The organism is Burkholderia sp. AU18528 (assembly GCF_002223215.2).
GTDB lineage: Bacteria > Pseudomonadota > Gammaproteobacteria > Burkholderiales > Burkholderiaceae > Burkholderia > Burkholderia semiarida.
The window spans coordinates 967765-990762 of the sequence record NZ_NKFC02000004.1; the positions used below are offsets into that span (position 1 = coordinate 967765).

The 22998-nt window shown below is 68.1% G+C and carries 17 protein-coding genes; 8 read left to right on the plus strand and 9 right to left on the minus strand.

The genetic code is table 11. The features are described from left to right. The first annotated feature begins 8 nt into the window (after positions 1–8). Together CFB52_RS07245 and CFB52_RS07250 are read left to right on the plus strand one after the other, a co-directional pair. Positions 9–2396, plus strand: a complete 2388-nt coding sequence (locus CFB52_RS07245; RefSeq protein ID WP_099316331.1) for a CHASE2 domain-containing protein — start codon at positions 9–11, stop codon at positions 2394–2396. A gap of 37 nt (positions 2397–2433) precedes the next feature. After that, entirely contained in the window at positions 2434–3048 is a 615-nt protein-coding gene (locus CFB52_RS07250; RefSeq protein WP_059575864.1) for a DUF4136 domain-containing protein, read from the plus strand. Between the two features lie 53 nt (positions 3049–3101). Here CFB52_RS07250 and galU read toward each other — a convergent pair whose 3' ends face one another. Both galU and CFB52_RS07260 read right to left on the minus strand, forming a co-directional pair. Then, on the minus strand, positions 3102–3986 hold the full coding sequence (gene galU, locus CFB52_RS07255; RefSeq protein ID WP_059575861.1) for a UTP--glucose-1-phosphate uridylyltransferase GalU: 885 nt from the start codon (positions 3984–3986) through the stop codon (positions 3102–3104). An 87-nt stretch (positions 3987–4073) separates the two neighbouring features. Next, positions 4074–6941: a valine--tRNA ligase gene (locus CFB52_RS07260; protein WP_099316332.1), complete on the minus strand. Its 2868-nt coding sequence runs from the start codon at positions 6939–6941 to the stop codon at positions 4074–4076. Positions 6942–7244: 303 nt separating this feature from the next. Here CFB52_RS07260 and CFB52_RS07270 point away from each other — a divergent pair, with 303 nt between their 5' ends. The 3 genes from CFB52_RS07270 to CFB52_RS07280 all read left to right on the plus strand — a co-directional run bounded on the left by CFB52_RS07270 (position 7245) and on the right by CFB52_RS07280 (position 10970). Continuing rightward, a complete protein-coding gene (locus CFB52_RS07270) occupies positions 7245–7670 on the plus strand; it encodes a type VI secretion system amidase immunity protein Tai4 (RefSeq protein WP_059575857.1) in 426 nt (141 codons plus the stop codon). A gap of 142 nt (positions 7671–7812) precedes the next feature. Continuing rightward, complete coding sequence (locus CFB52_RS07275) at positions 7813–10176, plus strand: UvrD-helicase domain-containing protein (RefSeq protein ID WP_059575855.1); 2364 nt, start codon at positions 7813–7815, stop codon at positions 10174–10176. Continuing rightward, positions 10176–10970 carry a 5'-methylthioadenosine/adenosylhomocysteine nucleosidase gene (locus CFB52_RS07280; protein ID WP_373680922.1) on the plus strand — a complete coding sequence of 265 codons (795 nt, stop codon included), beginning with the start codon at positions 10176–10178 and terminating at the stop codon, positions 10968–10970. The genes CFB52_RS07275 and CFB52_RS07280 overlap by 1 nt, the downstream gene beginning before the upstream one ends. 68 nt (positions 10971–11038) lie before the next feature. Here CFB52_RS07280 and CFB52_RS07285 read toward each other — a convergent pair whose 3' ends face one another. Beyond that, positions 11039–12274: an MFS transporter gene (locus CFB52_RS07285; protein WP_099316334.1), complete on the minus strand. Its 1236-nt coding sequence runs from the start codon at positions 12272–12274 to the stop codon at positions 11039–11041. Positions 12275–12679: 405 nt separating this feature from the next. Here CFB52_RS07285 and CFB52_RS07290 point away from each other — a divergent pair, with 405 nt between their 5' ends. Continuing rightward, positions 12680–14353: a methyl-accepting chemotaxis protein gene (locus CFB52_RS07290; RefSeq protein WP_059575849.1), complete on the plus strand. Its 1674-nt coding sequence runs from the start codon at positions 12680–12682 to the stop codon at positions 14351–14353. A gap of 21 nt (positions 14354–14374) precedes the next feature. Here CFB52_RS07290 and CFB52_RS07295 read toward each other — a convergent pair whose 3' ends face one another. From CFB52_RS07295 to CFB52_RS07310, 4 genes are read right to left on the minus strand one after another with little or no spacing between them, the layout of a single operon-like run. Beyond that, complete coding sequence (locus tag CFB52_RS07295) at positions 14375–15250, minus strand: HlyD family secretion protein (protein ID WP_059575847.1); 876 nt, start codon at positions 15248–15250, stop codon at positions 14375–14377. A gap of 12 nt (positions 15251–15262) precedes the next feature. Then, the gene (locus tag CFB52_RS07300; protein WP_006476212.1) at positions 15263–15466 is read right to left on the minus strand and encodes a DUF1656 domain-containing protein; all 204 of its coding nucleotides are present in this window, start codon (positions 15464–15466) and stop codon (positions 15263–15265) included. Next, positions 15463–17667 carry an FUSC family protein gene (locus CFB52_RS07305; RefSeq protein ID WP_099316335.1) on the minus strand — a complete coding sequence of 735 codons (2205 nt, stop codon included), beginning with the start codon at positions 17665–17667 and terminating at the stop codon, positions 15463–15465. The genes CFB52_RS07300 and CFB52_RS07305 overlap by 4 nt, the downstream gene beginning before the upstream one ends. Positions 17668–17681: 14 nt before the next feature. Continuing rightward, a complete protein-coding gene (locus CFB52_RS07310) occupies positions 17682–19295 on the minus strand; it encodes an efflux transporter outer membrane subunit (protein ID WP_144029727.1) in 1614 nt (537 codons plus the stop codon). A 136-nt stretch (positions 19296–19431) separates the two neighbouring features. Here CFB52_RS07310 and CFB52_RS07315 point away from each other — a divergent pair, with 136 nt between their 5' ends. Both CFB52_RS07315 and CFB52_RS34570 read left to right on the plus strand, forming a co-directional pair. Further along, positions 19432–20373: a LysR family transcriptional regulator gene (locus tag CFB52_RS07315; RefSeq protein WP_059575842.1), complete on the plus strand. Its 942-nt coding sequence runs from the start codon at positions 19432–19434 to the stop codon at positions 20371–20373. Between the two features lie 117 nt (positions 20374–20490). Continuing rightward, complete coding sequence (locus CFB52_RS34570) at positions 20491–20643, plus strand: hypothetical protein (RefSeq protein ID WP_167351608.1); 153 nt, start codon at positions 20491–20493, stop codon at positions 20641–20643. A gap of 59 nt (positions 20644–20702) precedes the next feature. Here CFB52_RS34570 and CFB52_RS07320 read toward each other — a convergent pair whose 3' ends face one another. Both CFB52_RS07320 and CFB52_RS07325 read right to left on the minus strand, forming a co-directional pair. After that, positions 20703–21542 carry a metallophosphoesterase gene (locus CFB52_RS07320; RefSeq protein WP_099316337.1) on the minus strand — a complete coding sequence of 280 codons (840 nt, stop codon included), beginning with the start codon at positions 21540–21542 and terminating at the stop codon, positions 20703–20705. 25 nt (positions 21543–21567) lie between these two features. Beyond that, on the minus strand, positions 21568–22989 hold the full coding sequence (locus CFB52_RS07325) for an FAD-binding oxidoreductase (protein WP_099316338.1): 1422 nt from the start codon (positions 22987–22989) through the stop codon (positions 21568–21570). Positions 22990–22998 lie beyond the last annotated feature (9 nt).

Below are 22998 nucleotides of genomic sequence, written 5' to 3' on the forward strand. Positions count from 1 at the left end.
CGCGGCGCATGAGACACGACTCCGTTTCTCCGCGGCGGCGCCTCGGCCGCCGCTTCCTGATCGAATGGATCGCGATCGGCTGCCTCGGGATCGCGGTGATCCTCGCATGCGCGCTCGGCCGCCTGTCGTCGAGCGTCGACGGGCTGATCTACGACCGGCTGCTGATGCTGCGCAGCCTGCCGCTGTCGCCCGACGTGGTCGTCGTCGACATCGACAACCAGAGCGTATCCGCGCTCGGTCGTTGGCCGTGGCCGCGCGACGTGCACGCGCGGCTGCTCGACACGCTCGCGCGCGCACAGCCGGCCGCCGTCGTCTACGACGTGCTGTTTACCGAGCCGTCGCCCGAGGATCGCGCGTTCGCGGACGCGATGAGCCGCGCGCCGACCTTTCTGCCGGTGCTGCTGAGCCCCGAGCAGGCGGACGGCGCGCGTTCCGTCGATCCGCCGGTCGCCGCGCTCGCCGCGCGTGCGACGGGGCTCGGCCATATCAATCTCGAAGTCGATCGCGACGGGATCGTTCGCAGCGTCGCGCTGTTCGAAAGCGACGGCCGCGTGCGCTGGCCGCAACTGATGGTGCCCGTGTACCGCGCGATCCAGGCCGGCCGGCTGCACCCGGTCGGCGGCGTGCCCGGCGCGAACGCGCACGACCTGTCGCGCGATGCGGCGGGCGAGGGCCGCTACCTGATTCCGTTCAGCCGCAACACGCCCGCGTATCCGACGCTGTCGTTCGACGACGTGCTCGAAGGGCGCGTGAAGCCCGACGCCCTGCGCGGCAAGATCGTCGTCGTCGGCGTGACCGCGTCCGGGCTGTACGATCGCTTCGCGACGCCGGTGTCCGGCGAGTTCGGTCCGCTCGCCGGCGTGTACATCCATGCGAACGTGCTCGACATGCTGGCGACCGGCAGCGCGATCTCGCCCGCGTCGCGCGCGGGATTGTTCATCGCGTCGCTGCTGCCGCTCGCCGTGTTGCTGGGCGGCTTCCTGATGCTGTCGCCGTGGCGCGCGCTGCTGCTGACGCTGAGCCTGGCCGCGCTCGCCGTGGTCGCGAGCGTGGCGCTGCTGTTCGAGGCGCGCATCTGGCTGACGCCGGCGCCGGCGATCTTCGGGCTGATCGCCGTCTACCCGATCTGGAACTGGCGGCGGCTGGAAATGACGATGTCGTATCTGCGTCGCGAGCTGCAGAAGCTCGCCGACGAGCCGCACCTGCTGCCCGAGGCGCCGCGCACGCGCAACGTCGGCGGCGACGTGCTCGAGCGGCAGATGGCGCTGATGGCGCAGGCCGCGCAGCGCGTGCAGGACATGAAGCGCTTCGTGTGGGACAGCCTCGACAGCATGCCCGAACCGATCTTCGTGACCGACCTCGCCGGTACCGTGCTGATCGCGAATCATGCGGCCAAACGCTACGGGTCGCGGCTCGCGCTGCCGCTGCCGGAAGGGCGGCCGCTGCGCATCGCGCTCGGCGAGCTGACGTTCATGAAGACGGTCGACGGCAACGCCGAGCACGACGCGGCGATCCGCGAGCACTGGCCGGCCGCGCTCGACCCGACGCTCGAGGCCGAGCACGACGCGATGGCGCGGGGCATCGAGGTGCGCGACCGGGACGGGCTCGACCATCTGCTACGCTACGCCGCGTGCACGAACGCGCAAGGTCGCGTGACCGGCTGGATCGCCGGCCTCGTCGACGTGACCGAGCTGCACGCGGCCGAGCGGCAGCGCGAGGAAGCGCTGCACCTGCTGTCGCACGACATGCGTTCGCCGCAGTCGTCGATCCTCGCGCTGGTCGAGATCGAGCGCGACCGCGTCGAGAGCGATGCGATGCGCGGGCTGCTTGCACGGATCGAGCGCTATGCGCACCGCGCGCTGTCGCTCGCCGACGAGTTCGTGCAACTGGCGCGCGCCGAGTCGCAGGCGTACCAGCTCGAGGTGACGAGCCTCGTCGACGTGCTGATCGATGCGAGCGACGAGGTGTGGCCGCAGGCGCAGGCGAAACACATCCGCATCGAGACCGACGTGGGCGCCGACATGTGCTGGGTGCGCGCGGACCGCTCGCTGATCACGCGCGCGTTCGTGAACCTGCTGAACAACGCGGTCAAATACAGTCCGTCCGACACGGTGATCACGTGTACGCTGACGGTCGAGCACGCAACGAAGCGGATGTTCTGTACGATTCGCGATCAGGGGTACGGCATCGCGCCGGAAGATCAGCGGCATCTGTTCGAGCGTTTCAAGCGGTTCCATGCCGGCGAGCGGCCCGAAATCTCGGGTTCCGGGCTCGGCATGGCGTTCGTGAAGACGGTCGTCACGCGCCATGGGGGCAGCGTGTCGGTCGACAGCGAAGTGGGTGTCGGAACCGCGGTGACGGTGTCGCTGCCCGCGATCGACGAGCCGTCCGCCTGACAGGGCCGGGCGCGACGGCAGGCATTTGGGGAAAGCCATGAGAAAGCAATGGGCGGCGGCCGCGCTGGCGGCGTCGCTGTTGGCGGGTTGCGCCGGCGTCACGAGCGGTGTGAGTGCGGTCGGGCAGCCGGATGCGTTCGCTTCCGGTGCGCACGGCTACGATTTCGTGCGGACGGCCGCGCAGGCGGGCGATGCCGAGTACCGGCAGATCGAGACGCTCGTGCGCGACGAGCTCGCGCGCCGCGGCTTCGATGCGCAGCCGCTCAAGGACGCGCGTTACCGGTTGTCGATCGCGTACGCGACCCAGCCGGCGGCGGTCGCGGCAAGCGCCGAGCGCTGCGGCGCGGCAAGCAGCGCCTGCGTGACGGTCGACGGGCCGGCGCCGCTTGCGCTGCCGTTCATGGGCCGCGTGTACCGCCACGTGCTGACGCTGCGGTTCGTCGATGCGAAATCGGGCGCCGACGTCTATCGCGTGTCGGCGTCGCTGCGCGATCGCGATCCGGGCACGCAGCAGGCCGCGCCGGCGCTCGTGAAGAGCGCGCTGGCGAAGGTCCCGTTCGGCGACGGCACCGGCTGGCTGGTCAAGACGAAAAAAGACGACGCGGGCGGCATGCCGGGCGTCGTCTCGGTGAAGCCGGCCGACGCGCGCTGAAGGCGCCGGCCGCAAGGTGAGGGCGGGCCCGCCGGGGCAGGCCCTTGCCGCGTTCAGACGGCCGGTTGGCCGCCGTCGCGGGTGCGCAGGTACGTTTCGAACTCCGCGCCGACTTCCGGGTGGCGCAGCGCGAATTCGACCGTCGCCTTCAGGTAGCCGAGCTTGCTGCCGCAGTCGTAGCGCGTGCCCTGATACTTGTAGGCCAGCACCTGTTCGTCGGCGAGCAGCGCCTGGATCGCGTCGGTGAGTTGCAGTTCGCCGCCCGCGCCCGGTTTCAGCGCGCGCAGGTGCTCGAAGATCCGCGGCTTCAGGATGTAGCGTCCGACCACGCCGAGGTTCGACGGCGCGACTTCCGGCGCCGGCTTCTCGACGATCGCCGACATCTTGACGATCGACTCTTCCCATTCCTTGCCGTCGACGATCCCGTACGATTTCGTCTCCGACGGCGGGATCTCTTCGACGCCGATCACCGAGCTGTGATAGTGGTCGAACACGTCGACCATCTGCTTCATCACCGGCGGGTTGCCGTCGAGCAGGTCGTCCGCGAGGATCACCGCGAACGGATTGTCGGCGACCAGCTTTTCCGCGCACAGCACCGCATGGCCGAGGCCGAGCGCTTCCGGCTGGCGCACGTAGAAGCAGTCGACATGGCTCGGCTTGATGCTGCGCACCAGCTCGAGCAGCTTTTCCTTGCCGCGCGCCTCGAGTTCGGCCTCGACTTCGTACGATTTGTCGAAGTGATCCTCGATTGCGCGCTTGCTGCGCCCGGTCACGAAGATCATCTCGGTGATGCCGGCAGCGATCGCTTCCTCGACCGCGTACTGGATCAGCGGCTTGTCGACGACCGGCAGCATTTCCTTCGGGCTCGCCTTCGTTGCCGGCAGGAACCGCGTGCCGAGACCGGCCACGGGGAATACCGCCTTGGTGACTTTCAACATGATCGAACCTTTATTCCTGTAATCGACTTGTCAGACGGTCTATGTTCACGTCCGCATTATAGTGAACGCAAATGACCTTACCCTTTGTTACGCAGGCAACCGATCGAGCTGAGCACGCAGTTTTTCGAGCGTGCTCTGGAATTCCGCGACGCGTTTTTGCTCCTGTTCGACCACGGCCGGCGGCGCTTTCGCGACGAAAGCCTCGTTGCCGAGCTTCGCGTTGCACTTCGCGATCTCGCCCGTCAGGCGCGTGATTTCCTTCGCCAGGCGCTCGCGTTCGGCCGCGACGTCGATTTCCACCTTCAGCACCAGCTTGTTCGGGCCGACGATCGCGATCGGCGCGCCGTGCGCCTGCTGGTCGAGCGACGCTTCGTCGGCCAGGATCTGCACTTCCGACAGGCGCGCGAGCGCCTGGACGTACGGCGCGAACGAGCGCAGGCGCTCGGCGTCGCCGGCGGCCAGCAGCGGCACCTTGGTGGCCGGCGACAGGTTCATCTCGCCGCGCAGGTTGCGGCACGCGTCGACGATCGCCTTCAGGTCGGCCGCCCACTGCTCGGACGCCTCGTCGAGCTTCTGCAGGTTCGCGATGGGGTAGGCCTGCGTCATCAACGACGCCTCGCCGTCGGCCTTGCCCTGCGGATAGCGGCCGGCGAGCGGCGCGACCTTCTGCCAGAGCGCTTCCGTGATGAACGGGATGACCGGATGCGCGAGGCGCAGCACCGTTTCCAGCACGCGCAGCAGCGTGCGGCGCGTCGCGCGCTGCTGTTCCGGCGTGCCGTTCTGGATCTGCACCTTCGCGAGTTCGAGATACCAGTCGCAGTACTCGTCCCACACGAACTTGTAGATGCTGCTCGCGATGTTGTCGAAGCGGTAATCGGCGAAACCCTTCGCGATGTCGGCTTCGGTGCGCTGCAGCAGCGACACGATCCAGCGGTCCGCCGCGGAGAAATCGAGGTAGCCGCCGGGGCCGCAGTCGCCCGCGCCGCACACTTCGGGCTTGTCGGCGCCGCAGTCATGGCCTTCGCAGTTCATCAGCACGAAGCGCGTCGCGTTCCACAGCTTGTTGCAGAAGTTGCGATAGCCTTCGCAGCGCGCGAGGTCGAAGTTCACGTTGCGGCCGAGCGTCGCCATCGACGCCATCGTGAAGCGCAGCGCGTCGGTGCCGAACGCCGGAATGCCGTCCGGGAATTCCTTGCGCGTCTTCTTCTCGATCGTGGCGGCCTGCTTCGGGTTCATCAGGCCCGTCGTGCGTTTCGCGACCAGCGTGTCGAGATCGATGCCGTCGACGATGTCGATCGGGTCGAGCGTGTTGCCCTTGCTCTTCGACATCTTCTGGCCTTCCGCGTCGCGCACGAGGCCGTGCACGTACACGGTGTGGAACGGCACCTTGCCGGTGAAGTGCGTCGTCATCATCACCATCCGGGCGACCCAGAAGAAGATGATGTCGAAGCCGGTGACGAGCACCGACGACGGCAGGAAGTGCTGCAGTTCGGGCGTTTCGTTCGGCCAGCCGAGCGACGAGAACGGCACGAGCGCGGACGAGAACCACGTGTCGAGCACGTCCTCGTCGCGCTTGAGCGCGCCCGCATAGCCCTTCGCCGCGGCCTGCGCACGCGCTTGCTCCTCGTCGCGCGCGACGAACACCTCGCCGTTCTCGCCGTACCACGCGGGAATCTGGTGACCCCACCACAGCTGGCGCGAGATGCACCAGTCCTGGATGTTTTCGAGCCACTGGTAGTAGGTGGTCGTCCAGTTTTCCGGCACGAACTTGATCTGGCCGCTGCGCACGACGTCGAGCGACGTTTCGGTGATCGACTTGCCCGGATTGAACGTGCCTTCCGGCGCCGGCTTCGTCATCGCGACGAACCACTGGTCGGTCAGCATCGGCTCGATCACGACGCCCGTGCGGTCGCCGCGCGGCACCATCAGCTTGTGCGGCTTCACCGAGTCGAGGAAGCCCTGCGCGTCGAGGTCGGCGACGATCGCCTTGCGCGCGTCGAAGCGATCGAGGCCGCGATACTGCTCGGGGCCGTTGTCGTTGATCTTCGCGTCCAGCGTCAGGATCTCGATCGGCGCGAGGTTGTGGCGCAGGCCGACCTGATAGTCGTTGAAGTCGTGCGCGGGCGTGACCTTCACGACGCCCGTGCCGAATTCGCGGTCGACGTAGTCGTCGGCGATCACCGGGATCTCGCGGCCCGTCAGCGGCAGCGTGACGAGCTTGCCGATCAGGTGCGCGTAGCGTTCGTCTTCCGGGTGGACCATCACAGCGACGTCGCCGAGCATCGTCTCGGGGCGTGTGGTCGCGACGGTCAGCGAGCCCGAACCGTCGGCGAGCGGGTAGCGGATGTGCCACAGGTGGCCGTTTTCTTCCTCGCTCACGACTTCGAGGTCCGACACGGCGGTGAGCAGCACCGGATCCCAGTTGACGAGGCGCTTGCCGCGATAGATCAGGCCCTGTTCATAGAGCGTGACGAACACGTCGCGCACGGCGGCCGACATCTTGTCGTCCATCGTGAAGTATTCGCGCGACCAGTCGGTCGACGCGCCGAGGCGGCGCACCTGGCCGGTGATCGTCGAGCCGGATTTCTGCTTCCATTCCCACACGCGCTCGACGAACTTCTCGCGGCCGAGGTCGTGGCGCGACACGCCCTGCGCGTCGAGCTGGCGCTCGACGACGATCTGGGTGGCGATCCCCGCGTGGTCGGTGCCGGGCACCCACAGCGTGTTCTCGCCGAGCATCCGGTGGTAGCGGGCGAGGCCGTCCATGATCGTCTGGTTGAACGCGTGGCCCATGTGCAGCGTGCCGGTGACGTTCGGCGGCGGCAACTGGATCGCGAAATCGGGGCGCGCCGGATCGAATGCCGGGGCGGCATAGCCGCGTTTTTCCCACTCGGGCCCCCATTGGGACTCGATGGTGTGGGGTTCGAAGCTCTTCGCCAGCGTGTTGTCGCTCATGGTGGAAATTTGCCGAAAAATGCGTGTTGGAGACTTGAACCCGACATTATAAATCGCCAGGCGTCGAGTGAGCCGTTCGCGGCCTGCGGTCAGTTCGTACGTGTCCAATTGCTGACGCGTGTTGCGAGCGCTAACTTGCGGGTCTGGCTGTGGATGTAAGTAGGGCCTTTTCGAGGTGCATGGGTGGAGTGACGCCAGCGGGCATGCGACGCTGTTCAATGGGCGCCAGCGCTACGACGCTTGTTATTTCAACGAGCCGGGGGCGAACTATCGCACTAGCCGCGCTTGTTTCTGGACGCTCAAATGAACGTTTTTCGGGCAGTCTGCGCCGTCGCGCTATGTTCGGCACTGTCTGCCGAAGCGGCCGATTCCGTCATGGCCGTGCGGCGCACCAATGCGGAGAATTACAAGGACAGGGCGTTGGCGGCCTGCCTGTCGATCGCTTACCGAGGATCGCCGGCAGGCAAGGATGCCGAAATGACCAAGAGTGCGTTCCTGGAATGGACTTATTACGATGACGAGAAGGGCGATCCGGCGGTCGAGCGCCTTGCTGAACACTATTTGCACCGCGATTACGGCAATCCCGTGGAAGGTTACGCCGGGGCCGAATTTGCTCTGCTGAAATGCCTGGACCTGTATCACGGCCCCGAGCTCGACGAACAAGTTCGCCGGTATGTCCGACATCCCGACTGGATCGGCGACAAACCCGCCAGGCGGCCCAGGAAATAACGCGGGTGACGGGCGCCGAAGCCGTCGCCGGCAGGAAAGTGGCATCGTCGGGACGCGATGCCACATCGGTCGGCCACGGCATTGCACGCGACGGACTTATAATGTCGGGTCCGCATTTTTCTCGCCCGTCAGCTGCCGCTCCATGCCCGATCTGCTCGCCAATCTGAACCCCGAACAACTCGCCGCCGTCACGTTGCCGAACGAACCGGCGCTGATCCTCGCAGGGGCGGGCAGCGGCAAGACCCGCGTGCTGATCACGCGCATCGCGTGGCTGATCCAGCAGGGCTACGCATCGCCGCCCACCGTGCTCGCCGTCACCTTCACGAACAAGGCCGCGCGCGAGATGATGGCGCGCCTGTCGGCGATGATGCCGATCGACACGCGCGGGATGTGGATCGGCACGTTCCACGGCCTGTGCAACCGGATGCTGCGCACGCACTGGCGCGACGCGGGCCTGCCGCAGACCTTCCAGATCCTCGACACGGCCGATCAGTTGTCCGCGATCAAGCGGCTGATGAAGGCGGCGAACGTCGACGACGAAAAGTACCCGCCGAAGAACGTCCAGTACTTCATCAACAACGCGAAGGAGCAGGGGCTGCGCCCGGACAAGGTCGACGCGACCGACAACTTCAACCGCAAGTTCGTCGAGCTGTACCAGGCGTACGACCAGCAGTGCCAGCGCGAAGGCGTCGTCGACTTCCCCGAGCTGCTGCTGCGCTGCTACGAACTGCTCGCGTACAACGCGCCGCTGCGCGCGCATTACCAGGCGCGCTTCCGGCACATCCTCGTCGACGAATTCCAGGACACCAACAAGCTGCAGTACGCGTGGCTCAAGATGCTCGCGGGCGGCGAGAACGCGATCTTCGCGGTCGGCGACGATGACCAGTCGATCTACGCGTTCCGCGGCGCGAACGTCGGCAACATGCGCGACTTCGAAGACGAATTCCGCGTGCGCAACCTGATCAAGCTCGAGCAGAACTACCGTTCGCACGGCAACATCCTCGACGCGGCGAACCAGCTGATCTCGAACAACGCGCACCGCCTCGGCAAGAACCTGCGCACCGACGCCGGCCACGGCGAGCCCGTGCGCGTGTACGAAGCCAGCACCGATTCGCAGGAAGCCGGCTGGATCGTCGAGGAAATCCGTTCGCTGATCAATACCGGGATGGCGCGCAGTGAAGTGGCCGTCCTGTACCGCAGCAACGCGCAGTCGCGCTCGATCGAGCACACGCTGATGTCGTCGGGCATTCCGTACCGCGTGTACGGCGGCCTGCGCTTTTTCGAGCGGCAGGAAGTGAAGCACGCGCTCGCGTACCTGCGCCTGATCGACAACCCGAACGACGACACCGCATTCGCACGCGTCGTGAACTTCCCGACCCGCGGAATCGGCGCGCGCTCGGTCGAGCAACTGGCCGACGCGGCGCGCCTGTACGGCTGCTCGATGGCCGCCGCGATTCCGTACGTGACCGGCAAGGCCGGCACGAGCCTCGGCGGGTTCGCGAACCTGATCGCGAAGATGCGCGCCGACACGCAGCACATGAACCTGCCCGACACCGTCGAGCACATCGTGCGCGCGAGCGGCCTCGCCGATTTCTACCAGGGCGAGCGCGAAGGCCAGGATCGCCTGGAAAACCTTCAGGAACTCGTGAACGCGGCCACCGCGTTCATCGCCGAGGAAGGCTACGGGCTCGACACGCCGGCTCGCTCGATCCCGCTGCGCGCGGGCGCGATCGCGGCGCCCGAGCTGGGCACGGCGACCGACGATCCGGCGCTCGACGTGCTCGATGCGGCGTCGCCCGCCGACCCCGCCCAGAACCCCGACACGATGACGCCGCTCGCCGGCTTCCTGTCGCACGCGTCGCTGGAGGCCGGCGACAACCAGGCGCAGGCCGGCCAGGACGCGGTGCAGCTGATGACCGTGCACGCGGCGAAGGGGCTCGAATTCTCGGCCGTGTTCATCACGGGGCTCGAGGAAGGGCTGTTCCCGCACGAGAACAGCGTGCTCGAATCGGACGGCCTCGAGGAAGAGCGCCGGCTGATGTACGTCGCGATCACGCGCGCGAAGGAGCGCCTCTACCTGTCGTTCGCGCAAAGCCGGATGCTGCACGGCCAGACCCGCTACAACGTGCGCTCGCGCTTCTTCGACGAACTGCCGGAGCACGTGCTGAAGTGGCTCACGCCGAAGGTCGAGGCCGGCTCGCGCTGGGGCGGGCGCTCGGACAACGCCGGTTACGGGCGCGACTGGTTCGCGCGCCCCGGCGGCGGCAGTCGCGAGCAGATCGTCGACGCGGCCGTGTCCGCGCCGCTGCCCGCGTTCGCGGACAAGCAGCGCGCGGCCGACGCCGGCTTCCGGGTCGGCCAGCAGGTATTCCATACGAAGTTCGGCGAAGGCACGGTCACCGCGCTCGAAGGCAACGGCACCGATGCGAAGGCGCAGGTGAAGTTCAAGCGCCACGGCGAGAAGTGGCTCGCGCTCGCGGTCGCGAAACTGCAGGCGGTGGAATGATGGACGTCGACCTGGGTGTTGCGCCTGCCGCGCGTCCGCTCGGCATTCTGGCCGCGCTGCCGGAGGAACTCGGCGACCTGATCGCCGCGATGCGCGCCGACGGCGCGATGAAGACGGTCACGCTCGGCCGCCGCGATTATCACGTCGGCACCGTGCACGGCGCGGCCTGCGTCGTCACGCTCGCGCGGGTCGGCAAGGTCGCGGCCGCCGCGACGGTCAGCGCGCTGATCCACGTGTTCGGCGTGTCGGGCGTGGTGTTTACCGGCGTCGCGGGCGGCGTGTCGCGCGCGGTGCGCGTCGGCGACGTCGTCGTGGCCGATACGCTGCTGCAGCACGATCTCGATGCATCGCCGCTCTTTCCGCGCTACGAGGTGCCGCTGCTCGGCATCACGCGTTTCGCGACCGACGCGGCGCTGACGGCCCGCTTGCGGGCCGCGTGCGCGCTGTTCGTCGACGAAGAGGGCGCGCGGTTCGCCGAGCGCTTCGGGCTCGCCGGCGCGGCGCTGCACGCGGGGCTCGTCATCAGCGGCGACCGCTTCGTGTCGAGCGAGCGGGAAGTGCTCGCGCTGCGCGACGCGCTGCCGGACGCGCTCGCGGTCGAAATGGAAGGCGCGGCGATCGCGCAGGTGTGCGCCGAACACGACGTGCCGTTCGCGCTCGTGCGCACGATCTCCGATACGGCCGACGACCACGCGACGCAATCGTTCTCGCACTTCCTGTCGGCGATCGCGGGCAGCTACTCGTCCGGCATCCTCAAGCGTTTCCTGACGCTGCATGCGACGACGGCGGCCTGAAGCCGCCGTCGAACCCTTCTCCATTCGAATCGGCCAGCCGCAGCGCGCGTGCCGCGGCCGGCCGGTTGTCATGCCTGCTTGCGTCGGCTGCCTTCGAGGTTCGGCAGAAATACCGTCAGCACGCCGATCAGCGGCAGGAACGAGCACACCTTGTAGACGAACGGGATGCTCGTCGCGTCCGCGAGCTGGCCGAGCACGGCGGCACCCACGCCGCCCAGGCCGAACGCGAAGCCGAAGAACAGGCCCGCGACCATCCCGACCTTGCCGGGCATCAGTTCCGTCGCATAGACGAGGATCGCGGCGAACGCCGACGCCAGCACGACGCCGATGATCACGGTCAGCACGCTCGTCCAGAACAGGTTCGCGTACGGCAGCAGCATCGTGAACGGCGCGACGCCGAGGATCGACACCCAGATCACGTACTTGCGGCCGATCCGGTCGCCGACCGGGCCGCCGATCAGCGTGCCGGCCGCCACCGCCGCGAGGAACACGAACAGGTGGATCTGCGCGGCCTGCACCGACAGATGGAACTTGTCGATCAGGTAGAACGTGAAATAGCTGTTGATGCTCGCGAGGTAGAAGTACTTCGAGAACACGAGCAACACCAGCACGCCGATCGCCCCCATCACGCGGCCGCGCGACAGCGTCGGGTGGCCGGCCGACGCGGTCTTCTTCTTCATCGACGGATGCTTCTTGTACCAGTGGCCGATCTGCGTGAGCACGATCATCGCGACGAGCGCGGCCGCCGAGAACCACGCGATGCTGTGCTGGCCGTGCGGAATGATCACGAGCGCGGCGAGCAGCGGCCCGAGCGCGGAGCCTGCATTGCCGCCCACCTGGAACACCGACTGCGCGAGCCCGTGCCGGCCGCCCGACGCCATCCGCGCGACCCGCGACGATTCGGGATGGAACACCGACGAGCCGCAGCCGACGAGCGCGGCGGCCACGAGCAGCATCGGGAAATTCGACGCCGCCGACATCAGCAGCAGCCCCGCGAGCGTGAAGCCCATGCCGACCGGCAGCGAATACGGCTTCGGCCGCTTGTCGGTATAGAGGCCGACGAGCGGTTGCAGCAAGGACGCGGTGATCTGGTAAGTGAGCGTGATCAGGCCGATCTGCGCGAACGACAGCGCGAACTGGCTCTTGAGCATCGGGTAGATCGCGAGGATCAACGACTGGATCATGTCGTTGAGCATGTGCGAGAAGCTGATCGCGCCGAGCACCGGGTAGACGGTGCGGGCAACGGGTGGTGCGGACGGCTGGGCGGCGGCTGCGCCGGCCCGGGAGTCGAGGCTGGTTTCCATGTGAGCTGAACGAGTTGAGGTGGCAGGCGCGCTCTGTTGGGGATCGGCGCGTGGGTTGATTCGTTGATGCGTCAATGAAGTGTAATGTGGCGTATCAAGAATGTCAGGCCAAGTTTTATCGCGAATCGGACATTCGTCGGACGGATCGGCTGCTGCGTGCTTTTTTGGACGGGTATAACGCTGGCGGCGCGTCCGCCCTTCGGCGGGGCCGCGCCGGGGCCCGGTGCGTGTTTTTCCGGACTCAAGAAACGGCGGTGGCGGCCGTAGAACGACCCAATGACGACACGCGCGCCGCGCCTGGCGCCGGCTACCCGCCGGGCGGGCGCAGGACGCGCGGCATGGCCTGCCATCGCGGGACAGCCGGACCGACCTTTCCGGCAGCGTGATCCATACGGGGATAGTTCGATGAAAGCAGCATCTTTGCATCCACAGCCCGGTGCGGCAGCCGCCGCATCCGACGTCGCCGCCGGTCGCGTCACGCGACGCGCGCGAGCGGCGCGCCGAGAGCGCCGGCCGTGGACCGTCAAGGCGACGTTGCGCGCCGCATTCGCGATCCTGCTGGCCGGTACGCTCGCGATCGGCGTGTTCTCGCTGTGGCAGATCAGCCGGCTGAACGCGTCGATCGCGTCGGTCTACGAGCAGGGCCACGTCGCGAGCCGGGCGGCGGCGGAGGTGCGGGCCGAGGTGCTGCGCGCGAGCCGCGCGCAGAAGATGCTGCTGACCGCGACCACCGCGAAGGAGCGTGACGAACTCGGCGCCGAAGTGAGCGCGGGGCTCGCGTCGATCGGCCAGGCGCTCGGCACGCTGCAGCGCTATGCGGATCCGGCCGACGCCGGCGATTCGGCGCGGCTGCGCGCGTTCTCGACGGCGGTCGGCACGTGGAGCGCGCATCTGCGCGATTTCGTCGCGCTGGTGCGCGCGCAGCCGCTCGACCTGTCGCAGATGAACTGGCAGGTCGGCACGCAGGACGTGTCGCTGCTGGTCGAAACCAGCAAGCTCGAAAAACTCGTCGCCGAACTCGTGAAGACGCGCGGCGAAAAGTCGAAGGCGACGCTCGATGCGTCCGCGACCATTTTTTCGTCGTCGTTCGCGATGATCGCGGCAATGACGGCCGCGCTGATCGTGCTGGCCGTCGCGATCGCCGAACGCGTCGTACGACGCCTCGCGTCGCAGCTCGGCGGCGAGCCCGCGCTCGCGAAGGAAATTGCCGCGGACATCGCGCGCGGCGACCTGACGCGGCCGATCACGCTCGGCCGGCACGATCGCGACAGCATGGTGCGCGCGCTGGCCGAGATGCAGACGGGGCTCGCGGCAACCGTGGGCGAGATCGCGGTGAGCGCCGAAGCCATCGCGGCCGCGTCCGGCGAGATCTCGACCGGCAATCTCGACCTGTCGCGGCGCACCGAGCAGCAGGCCGTCGCGCTCGAGCGCACCGCGGCCAGCATGGAGCAGCTCACGTCGACCGTGCGGCAGAACGCCGAGAACGCGCGGCAGGCGAGCACGCTCGCGGCCAATGCGTCGGCGGTGGCGGAGACGGGCGGGGAAGTCGTCGGGCGCGTGGTCGCGACGATGAGCGAGATCGACGACAGCGCGAAGAACATCCGCGACATCATCGGCACGATCGAGGGGATCGCGTTCCAGACCAACATTCTCGCGTTGAACGCGGCGGTCGAGGCCGCGCGCGCCGGCGAGCAGGGGCGCGGTTTCTCGGTGGTCGCCGGAGAGGTGCGGCTGCTCGCTCAGCGCTCGGCGACCGCGGCCAAGGAGATCCGGGAACTGATCGGCGCGTCGGTCGAGCGCGTGGCGAACGGTGCGGCGCTCGCGCACGACGCCGGCCGCACGATGGACGACGTGGTGCGTGCGGTCAAGCGCGTGACCGACATCATCGGCGAGATTTCGGCGGCGTCGGACGAGCAGAGCGCGGGGATCGACGAGATCGGCCGCGCGGTCACGCAGATGGACGCCGGCACCCAGCAGAACGCGGCGCTCGTCGAACAGGCGGCCGCGGCCGCGAACGCGCTCGACGAGCAAGCGCAGGCCTTGAAGGCGCTGGTCGGGCGCTTCCGCATCGCACACTGACCGTGCGGCGCGCCCCGCCGATTACCGCTTCTTCTGCTTGTCCGGATCGATGATGACCGTGCAGGTCGTGCCCGCCGACAGCACCACGTCGGCCGGCACTTCGTCGATCTTGATGCGCACCGGCACGCGCTGCGCGAGACGCACCCAGTTGAAGGTCGGGTTCACGTCCGCGACGAGGTCGCGGCTTTGCGGGTTGTCGCGATCGTAGATGCCGCGCGAGATGCTCTCGACGTGGCCCTTCATCACGCCGCCGCTCATCAGCCGCATTTCGGCCGGCGCGCCGATCTTCACGCGCGGCAGCTTGGTTTCCTCGAAGTAGCCGTAGACCCAGAACGAGTGGCTGTCGACGATCGCGAGCTTCGCCTGGCCGGCCACCGCGTAGTTGCCCTTGAAGGTCTGCAGGTTCGTGATGTAGCCGTCGACCGGCGAGACGACGCGCGTGCGTTCGAGGTTGAGCTTCGCGGCGTCGAGCGCGGCGAGCGCCTGCTGGTACTGTGCTTCGGCGCTCGATGCGCTGTGCGCCGCGTTCTCGCGGTTTTCCTTCGATACCACGAGCGCATCGAGGTCCGCGCGGCGGGCCGCATCGTCGCGGCGCATCTGCAGTTCCGCGCGGCGGGCGGCCACCGCCGCCTGCGCCTGCTCGACCGCGATCTGGTAGTGCGACGGATCGATCTGCATGATCAGGTCGCCTTTCTTCACGAGCTGGTTGTCATGCACGGGCAGCTCGACGATCGCGCCCGACACGTCCGGCGCGACGTTGACGATCTCCGCGCGCACGCGCCCGTCGCGCGTCCACGGATCGTCCATGTAGTGCACCCACAGCGAGCGCCCGATCAGGATCGCGACGAGAAGGATGACGGCGGTCGCGACGAAGCCGAAGAGTTTTCTGAGCATCATGATGGTTCGGAATCAACGGTAAACGGCAAGACTCAGTCCGCCGCAAATGCAGACGAGAAGGCAGGCCCTGAACAGCGACGGGTGCCAGACGAGACGGTAGAGGCCCGTGTAGGCGAGCAGGCGGTCGACGGCCCAGGTCGCGATCGCGCCGAGGACGAACATCAGCACCACCGTGGGCATGTAGGCATCGAGAATGGCGATTTCACGCGGCATCATGACGAGGCTCCTGGTTGGGGACGCACGGGGCGGTTGCGGTTGAGCGGCTCGAGCGGCGATTCCGGGTCGAGCAGCGCGGTCCGCACGAAATGCAGATGGCTCAGGATGCGCTGCAGCCGGTGGCGCTCTTCACGCGACGGCTCGACCGCGTCGAGCGTTTGCCGGGTCGCGTCGATCGCCGCATTGGTCGCGGCGAGCGTCGCGTCGAAGCGCGCGGCGCTCGGCTTCGAGAACAGCGCCGACAGCGCCGTGCGCATCGTCTCGATCGCGCGACGCCACGGCATCGTGCTCGCATAGCGCGGGTCGGGCGGCAGCGCCGCAAGCTCGTGACGCAGGTCGATCGTCGCGTTGCCGGCTTCGAGCACCGCGAACATCCAGCGCAGTGCGTCGCGCTGCACGTCGGGCTGGTCGGCCGACAGCGTATGCGCCTGGTACATCAGGTCGCGCGCGCCGCTTTCGAAGCGCGTGCGCAGGCCCGCGAGCCTTGCGTGGCCTGCCGCGACGACCTGATGGCGCAGATCGGCGAACAGCCGTTTCTTGAGCCACGGCGCGGTCGGCGGGAACAGTACCGCGAACGCGATCGCCGACACCAGCATCGACAGCACCAGTGCGAGCGCATCGTTCATGAAGCTCGTCGGGTCGTAGTGCGTGACGTTGTCCGGGCCGGCGAGGAAACAGAAGAAGATCAGGTAGCCCATCCCGTAGCCCGCGAGCTTCGGCTTCAACGACATGTAGATGCCGATGGCGAGCAGCGGCGCGAGCGCGACGCACAGCAGCGGGAAGCCGTCGATGTGCGGGTAGATGCCGAACATCAGCAGGAAACCCGTGCAGACGGCGAGTGCCGTGCCCATGCCCATCTGCGCGGCCATCGCGGTCGGGCGCGGCGCCGACGACGCGAGCGCGCAGGCCGACGCCGCCGTCAGCGTCATCGTCACGCCGCTTGGCCAGGCGGTCTCGATCCAGAACCAGCCGAGCACGAGGATCACGATCGCGGTGCGAATCGCCGCGATCGCCGTCGCCGTCGCGTTGGTGCGCGGCTCGTAGCGTTCGATCCAGCGTTCGCGCTCGTGCGTCGCGCTCGACAGCGACGCGTAGGTCGCCGCGTACTCGCGCAGGTCGGTGATGAAGCGGTACAGCAGCTCGGCGGCCGTATCGAAGTCGAGCAGCGGAAACGCCGGTTGCGTTTCGAGCGTCGCGCGCGTCGCGCGGATGCGGCGCGGCAGCGCGTCGCGCCACGCGAGCAGTTGCGCGGCCGCATGGCCGGCGTCGGCCGACGTGCGCACCGGTTCGCCGGCCGGCGTCAGCAGCAGCGGCGCGATCTCGCGGAAGTACGGCTCGATCGCGTCGATCGCGGCCTGCGCGCCGGCCGCATGCAGCCGGTTCATCAACTGGTGCAGCGCATGGAAACGGCTCGACGCGCTCATGAACTCGCTGTTCAGCCGCGCGAGGCGCCCGCTGCGCATCCGCGTGTCCGGATTCTCGAACACGGCCATGCTGCGCGCGGCCTCGAACCCGACCACGTCGGCGACGAAGCGCGTATGGATGGTTTCGATATGCGCACGGTCGAGCTGGCCCGAAAGCGTCGACGCGACGTAATCGACGAAGGTGCCGAAGCGCTTGCGTACCGTCGTGCGCATCTGCTCGCCCGTGTACTGCGGGAACACGAGTGCGCTGACGACGCCGGCCGACACGATCCCGACCATGATTTCGGCCACGCGCGTCAGCGCGCTCATGAACGCGCCGTCCGGGTGCTGCGACGCGGGCAGGCCGATCAGCGCGGTCGTGTAGCCGGCCAGCAGGAAGCCGTAGCTGCGGAAGTTGCGGTTGCGCGCGGCGCCCGCCGTGCACAGGGCGATCCACAGCGCGATCGCCAGCAGGAACAGTTGCGGCTGCTGCGGGAACAGCCCGACGAAGGTGAGCGTCGCGATCAGCCCGAAGATCGTGCCGGCGACCCGGTAGAAGCTCTTCGCGAGCACCGCGCCGCTTTGCGGCTGCATCACGATGAAGACGGTCGTCATCGCCGTTTTCGGCGCGGGCAGGTCGAGCCGCATCGACACGCCGGTCGCGATGAACGCGGCGAGCAGCGCCTTGAACAGGTAGAGCCACGCGGCGCCGTCGGTGCGGGCCCAGTCGCCGAACGCGGCGTACCAGGCCGCGAACGGGCCGCCGGCGGGCGTGGAAGCGGGGGAGGAGGCTGACATGGCGGCGCTCCGCGTTACCGTGCGTCCGGCGCGGCGGACGCGTCGGCGGTTGCGACCTGCGCGGGCCGGCCGACGGCGGCCGCGGGCTTCGTGCCCGATGCGGCGGCTGGCGCGGCGGCGCCGACGGCGGCTTCGTCCTTCGGCGGTGGGTCGCCCCGGCCGTCCGTGCCCGGTTCGACCCCGCCGCCGAGCGCGGCCATCAGCTGCGCGTGCGCGGCGAGGCGTTCCGCGTCGATGCGGGCGGCCGTCTCCTGCGCGCGCAGCAGTTGCTGTTGCGCGACCAGCACGTTCACGTAATCGGTCAGCCCGCGGCGGAAGCCTTCGCGCGACAACTGATAGCTGCGATTGTTGGCCGCCACCGAGCGCGCGGCGTCCTTCTTCTGCGTATCGAGCGAGCGGATCCGCACGACCTGGTCGGCGATGTCCTTGAGCGCGCCGACGATCGTCTGGTTGTAGCGCTCGACCGCCTGGTCGTAGCCGGCATTCGCGGCGCCGAGCTGCGCACGCAGCCGGCCGCCTTCGAAGATCGGCAGCGACAGCGCGGGGCCGGCCGTCCAGCCGCCGTTCATCGCGCGCAGGAAGTCGGTGAACGGCGCGGTCACGCCGAAGCCGCCGACCGTCGCGAGCAGGTCGATGTTCGGGTAGAACGACGCCTTCGCGACGTCGATGCCGCGCGCCTGCGCGTCGACCGTCCAGCGCGCCGCGACGACGTCGGGGCGGCGGCCGAGCAGGTCGGCCGGCAGCGCCGACGGCAGGCCGGCCGGCGCGTCGAGCGCGAGCTGCGGCCGCTTGATCGCGTCGCCGGCGCCCGGGCCCTTGCCGGCCAGCGCGGCGAGCTGGTGGCGCGCGAGCTGGATCGCTTCTTCATAGGTGTCGATCTGGCGCTCGTAGTCGGGCAGCGTCGATTCCGCCTGGCTCACGTCGAGTTGCGTGCCGATGCCGGCCTGCAGCCGCTTGCGCGCGAGATCGGCGAGCGAGCGCTGGCGTTCGAACGTTTCATGCGCGAGATCCAGCAGCGCGTAGTTCATCGACATGCCGACATACGCGCGCACCACGTTCACTTCAAGTTCGAGCTTCGCCGCCCGTGCGTCGGCGGCGGTCGCGTGCGCGGTGTCGAGCGCGCGTTCGGTTGTGTTCTTGTCCTTGCCCCACAGGTCGAGGTGGTACGACAGGCCGAGCGTGCCGGTATTGTTCCAGGTGTCGGCGTTCGCGAGCGGGCCCGGGCCGTAGTACACGTTGTCCGGCCAGTGCTCGCGCATCAGCGACAGATTGCCGTTGATCTGCGGCAGTTCGGCCGAACGGGCGACGCGCGCCATGGCCTGTGCTTCGCGCACGCGCGCTCTCGCCGCCGCCAGGGTGGGGTTGCCGGCCTGCGCGGCGGCGATCCATGCATCGAGCTGCGGATCGCGGTACGCGCGCCACCAGTCGGCGGCGGGCCAGCCCGCGTCGCGGTCCGCCGCGCGGATGGCCGCGCCGGCGTCGAGCGCGTTCGCTTCGATGCGCGTGGACTGGGTCCGGTTGTCGCCCATGCTCGCACAGCCGGCCATTATTAATGAGATTGCAAGAACCGCCAGTGCGAGCGTCCCTGTTTTTCCCCGAGACTGCACGATTTTCTCCCTTTCGGACATAGATGGGTCGGGGGGGATTATATTTTTCAGCGATTCCTGAATAAACCGGCAACGGCGAAACTCATTTTTACGAATCCTGGGATAATATTGGCTAGCGGATGTGCAACAATCCCTCCGCATTCAAACGGGTAGTGGGATGGATACGTTACAAAACATGCGGGTATTCGTCCGCGTGGTCGACGCGGGCAGCTTTACCGCGGCCGCCCAGCAGATGAATTCGACCACCGCCTACGCGTCGCGCGCGGTCTCGGATCTCGAGGCCCACCTGCGCACGCGTCTCCTGAACCGCACGACGCGCCGGATCGCGCTGACCGAGGCCGGCGAGCGCTATCTGCAGCGCTGCGAACAGATCCTCGCTTACGTCGACCAGGCCGAAGCCGAGGCCGGCGACGCGCATGCGCGCCCGTCCGGCAAGCTGAAGGTCCATTGCTTCACGAGCCTCGGCCAGCACTACCTGGTGCCGGCCATCTCGCGCTACCGCACGCGCTATCCGGACGTGCACGTCGAGCTCACGCTCGCGCAGCGCATGCCTGACCTGCTGGACGAGGGGTACGACGTCGCGATCGTCGTCGGCCGCGATCTGCCCGATTCGGGGCTCGTGTCGCAGCGGCTCGGCGAAAGCTACAGCGTCGTCTGCGCATCGCCCGGCTACATCGAGTCGCACGGCGTGCCGCAGCGGCCGGCCGACCTCGCGCAGCACGTGTGTCTCGGGATGGTTGCGCCGGGCTTTCACTTCGACGAATGGGCGCTGGCGGGGCCGAACGGCGACGAAGTCGTGCCGATCAAGGCGCCGCCGTTTCGCGTGAACGTCGCCGAGGCGCTCGCGGTGGCCGTGCGGGAAGGGATGGGCGTTGGCGGGCTGCCGCTCTATTCGGCGATCGGCTGGCTGCGCAGCGGGCACATCGTGCGCGTGATGCCCGAGTACCGGTCGCACGTGATGAACATCTACGCGCTGTATCCGTCGCGGCAGTACCTCGACGCGAAAATCCGGACCTGGGTCGATTTCCTGCGCGACGAGCTGCCGGTCACGCTCGAAGCGGACGAAGCGGCGCTCGAACAGTACACGCATGCGACATGACAGCGCGGTGGGCCGCAATCTGACGAGATTTGTCCTTCACGCAACATTTTTTTACGAACGCGTGTCGGACAGTTTGATACTGTTGGAATTAACGAGATACATCACACCGGAGTAGCGATGGATACGCACCTGATGATCGGCCTTGGCGTCCTGCTGGGCGCGGTTGCCGCCGCGGCGGCGAGCCGCGACCTGCTGCGTGCGATGAAGGCGAAGGCGCAAATGAAGCCCGTGCCGGTCCGTGTGCGCGAGCCGCGCCGCCCCGGCCGCTGATCCCGCCGTCACGCTTCTGGTCGGGAAGGCCGCGCCACGCGGCGGGCCGGGCTCGGCGCTCAGCCGAGCTCGACGACCTTGTCCCACGCGAACGCGGGGTTTTCCCATTCGCCGGTGCGCCGGTGAAAGTAGCCGCGCGGATTGCATACCACGCGCGTGCCGCTGTCCGTCACGTAATCGAATGACGTATGCGTGTGGCCGTGCAGCCACAGATCCACCGGCGGTCGCACCAGGTCCGCCATGTCCGTCACGAACCCCGCCGAAGCAAGATCGTCCGCATAGCGTTGCGCCAGCGAGCGCCGGTGCGGCGCATGATGGGTGACGACGATCGTCTTGCCCGCGAACGGCGCCGCCAGCTGCGCTTCCAGCCATGCGCGCCCTTGCCGGTGCAGCGCGATCGCGTCGGCCGGCGAGAAATCCCGGTCCGGTGCGTCCGGCGCACTCGCTGCCGCATGCAACGCCGCGTCGTGCGGCCAGGTTACCTGGATCAATCCCTTGAAATCGAGCATCACGCGCAGCGCGGCATCGATCGCGCGCGCGACGCTGGCTTCGTCTCGGCCGAACAGCGAGAAATCGGCCCAGAGCGTCGTGCCCAGCACGCGAAAGCGTTGCGCGGGATCGACGTAGACGCCGTTGTTCAAGTAGTGCACGTTGTCGAGCGCACGCGCCGCGTCGCGCATCGCCGTTTCCAGCGCGCCGAATTCCCCGTCGTAGTACTCGTGATTGCCGGGCACGTAGATCACCGGCACCGCGGGGTCGAACGTCTCGGCGGCCCAGCGCAGGCCTTCCGCGTGATTGTGGATGTCGCCGGCCAGCACGACGAGATCCGCGTCGGCATGCGCGATCGCGTCGGGCAGGTTGCTTTCGAGATGCAGGTCGGACAGGACGCGGACTTTCACGGGATTGGCTCCGGAGTAGGCGGCTTCAGCGCAGGACCTTGCCGGGATTCATCAGGCCGCGCGGGTCGAGCGCGGTCTTCAGCGTGCGCATCAGCGCCGTTTCGACCGGCGACTTGTAGCGTTGCGCGTCGTCGATCTTCAACTGGCCGATGCCGTGCTCCGCGCTGATCGTGCCGTGGTGGCGGTGCACGTTGTCGTAGACGATCCGGTTGATCGACGCCTGGAACGCGGCGAGGAACGCCTTCGCATCGCCGCCTTCGGGCATCTGCACGTTGTAGTGCAGGTTGCCGTCGCCGAGGTGGCCGAACGTGACCATCCGCGCGCCCGGCGCGGCCTGCTGGATCGCCGCGTCGGTCTCGTCGATGAAGCGCGCGATCGACGAGATCGGCACCGCGATGTCGTGCTTGATGTTGAGCCCTTCGTCGGCCTGCGCGAGCGGGATGTGCTCGCGCAGGTCCCAGAACGCACGCGATTGCGCGAGGTTCTCCGCGACCACCGCGTCGACCACGAGCCCGGCCTCGAACGCTTCTTCCATCAGCTTCTCGAACAGCGCGCGCGCATGTGCTTCGCTTTCGTTGTCGGACAGCTCCAGCAGTACCGTCTGCGCATGCGTTTGCGCGAACGGGTAGCGCAGTTGCGGATAGTGCTTGCCGACCAGCTGCATGCAGAAATCCGACATGAGCTCGAAGCCGGTCAGCAGCGGTCCGGCCGCGCGCAGCGCGAGCGCGAGGAAATCGAGCGCCGCGTGCGGCGATTCGAGCGCGGCCAGTGCCGTGACCTGCGCGGCCGGCAGCGGATGCAGCTTCATCACGGCCGCCGTGATAATCCCGAGCGTGCCTTCGGCGCCGATGAACAGGTCGCGCAGGTCGTAGCCCGTGTTGTCCTTGCGCAACCCGCGCAGCCCGTCCCAGATCTCGCCTTGCGGCGTCACGACCTCGAGCCCGAGGCACAGCTCGCGCGCGTTGCCGTAGCGCAGCACCGCGGTGCCGCCCGCATTGGTCGACAGGTTGCCGCCGATCGTGCAACTGCCTTCCGCCGCGAGGCTCAGCGCGAACAGCCGGCCGCCCTCGCGGGCGCGCGCCTGCGCGTCGGCGAGGATCACGCCGGCTTCGACGGTGATCGTGTTGTTGTGCGGATCGAGCGCGCGCACGCGGTTCAGGCGCGCGACGCTCAGCACGGCCTGGCTGCCGCTCGCATCGGGCGTCGCGCCGCCCGCGAGCCCCGTGTTGCCGCCCTGCGGCACGAGCGCGATGCCGTGCGTGTTGGCCAGCTTCACGAGTGCGGCGACTTCGGCCGTGTTCGCGGGCTTCAGCACCGCGCACGCCGCGCCCTTGTAGCGGCGGCGCCAGTCGGTGAGGAACGGTTCGGTATCGTGCGGATCGGTCAGCACGTGGTCGGCGCCGATCGCGTCGCGGCACGCGGAAACGAAAGCTTCGGAGGACATCATCACCTTGTC

What these genes read in the sequence shown, in the direction of transcription:
- CFB52_RS07245 (WP_099316331.1), top strand. Translation starts at nt 9, where the DNA reads ATGAGACACGACTCCGTTTCTCCGCGGCGGCGCCTCGGCCGCCGCTTC.
- CFB52_RS07250 (WP_059575864.1), top strand. Translation starts at nt 2,434, where the DNA reads ATGAGAAAGCAATGGGCGGCGGCCGCGCTGGCGGCGTCGCTGTTGGCG.
- galU (WP_059575861.1), bottom strand. Translation starts at nt 3,986, where the DNA reads ATGTTGAAAGTCACCAAGGCGGTATTCCCCGTGGCCGGTCTCGGCACG.
- CFB52_RS07260 (WP_099316332.1), bottom strand. Translation starts at nt 6,941, where the DNA reads ATGAGCGACAACACGCTGGCGAAGAGCTTCGAACCCCACACCATCGAG.
- CFB52_RS07270 (WP_059575857.1), top strand. Translation starts at nt 7,245, where the DNA reads ATGAACGTTTTTCGGGCAGTCTGCGCCGTCGCGCTATGTTCGGCACTG.
- CFB52_RS07275 (WP_059575855.1), top strand. Translation starts at nt 7,813, where the DNA reads ATGCCCGATCTGCTCGCCAATCTGAACCCCGAACAACTCGCCGCCGTC.
- CFB52_RS07280 (WP_373680922.1), top strand. Translation starts at nt 10,176, where the DNA reads ATGGACGTCGACCTGGGTGTTGCGCCTGCCGCGCGTCCGCTCGGCATT.
- CFB52_RS07285 (WP_099316334.1), bottom strand. Translation starts at nt 12,274, where the DNA reads ATGGAAACCAGCCTCGACTCCCGGGCCGGCGCAGCCGCCGCCCAGCCG.
- CFB52_RS07290 (WP_059575849.1), top strand. Translation starts at nt 12,680, where the DNA reads ATGAAAGCAGCATCTTTGCATCCACAGCCCGGTGCGGCAGCCGCCGCA.
- CFB52_RS07295 (WP_059575847.1), bottom strand. Translation starts at nt 15,250, where the DNA reads ATGATGCTCAGAAAACTCTTCGGCTTCGTCGCGACCGCCGTCATCCTT.
- CFB52_RS07300 (WP_006476212.1), bottom strand. Translation starts at nt 15,466, where the DNA reads ATGATGCCGCGTGAAATCGCCATTCTCGATGCCTACATGCCCACGGTG.
- CFB52_RS07305 (WP_099316335.1), bottom strand. Translation starts at nt 17,667, where the DNA reads ATGTCAGCCTCCTCCCCCGCTTCCACGCCCGCCGGCGGCCCGTTCGCG.
- CFB52_RS07310 (WP_144029727.1), bottom strand. Translation starts at nt 19,295, where the DNA reads ATGTCCGAAAGGGAGAAAATCGTGCAGTCTCGGGGAAAAACAGGGACG.
- CFB52_RS07315 (WP_059575842.1), top strand. Translation starts at nt 19,432, where the DNA reads ATGGATACGTTACAAAACATGCGGGTATTCGTCCGCGTGGTCGACGCG.
- CFB52_RS34570 (WP_167351608.1), top strand. Translation starts at nt 20,491, where the DNA reads ATGGATACGCACCTGATGATCGGCCTTGGCGTCCTGCTGGGCGCGGTT.
- CFB52_RS07325 (WP_099316338.1), bottom strand. Translation starts at nt 22,989, where the DNA reads ATGATGTCCTCCGAAGCTTTCGTTTCCGCGTGCCGCGACGCGATCGGC.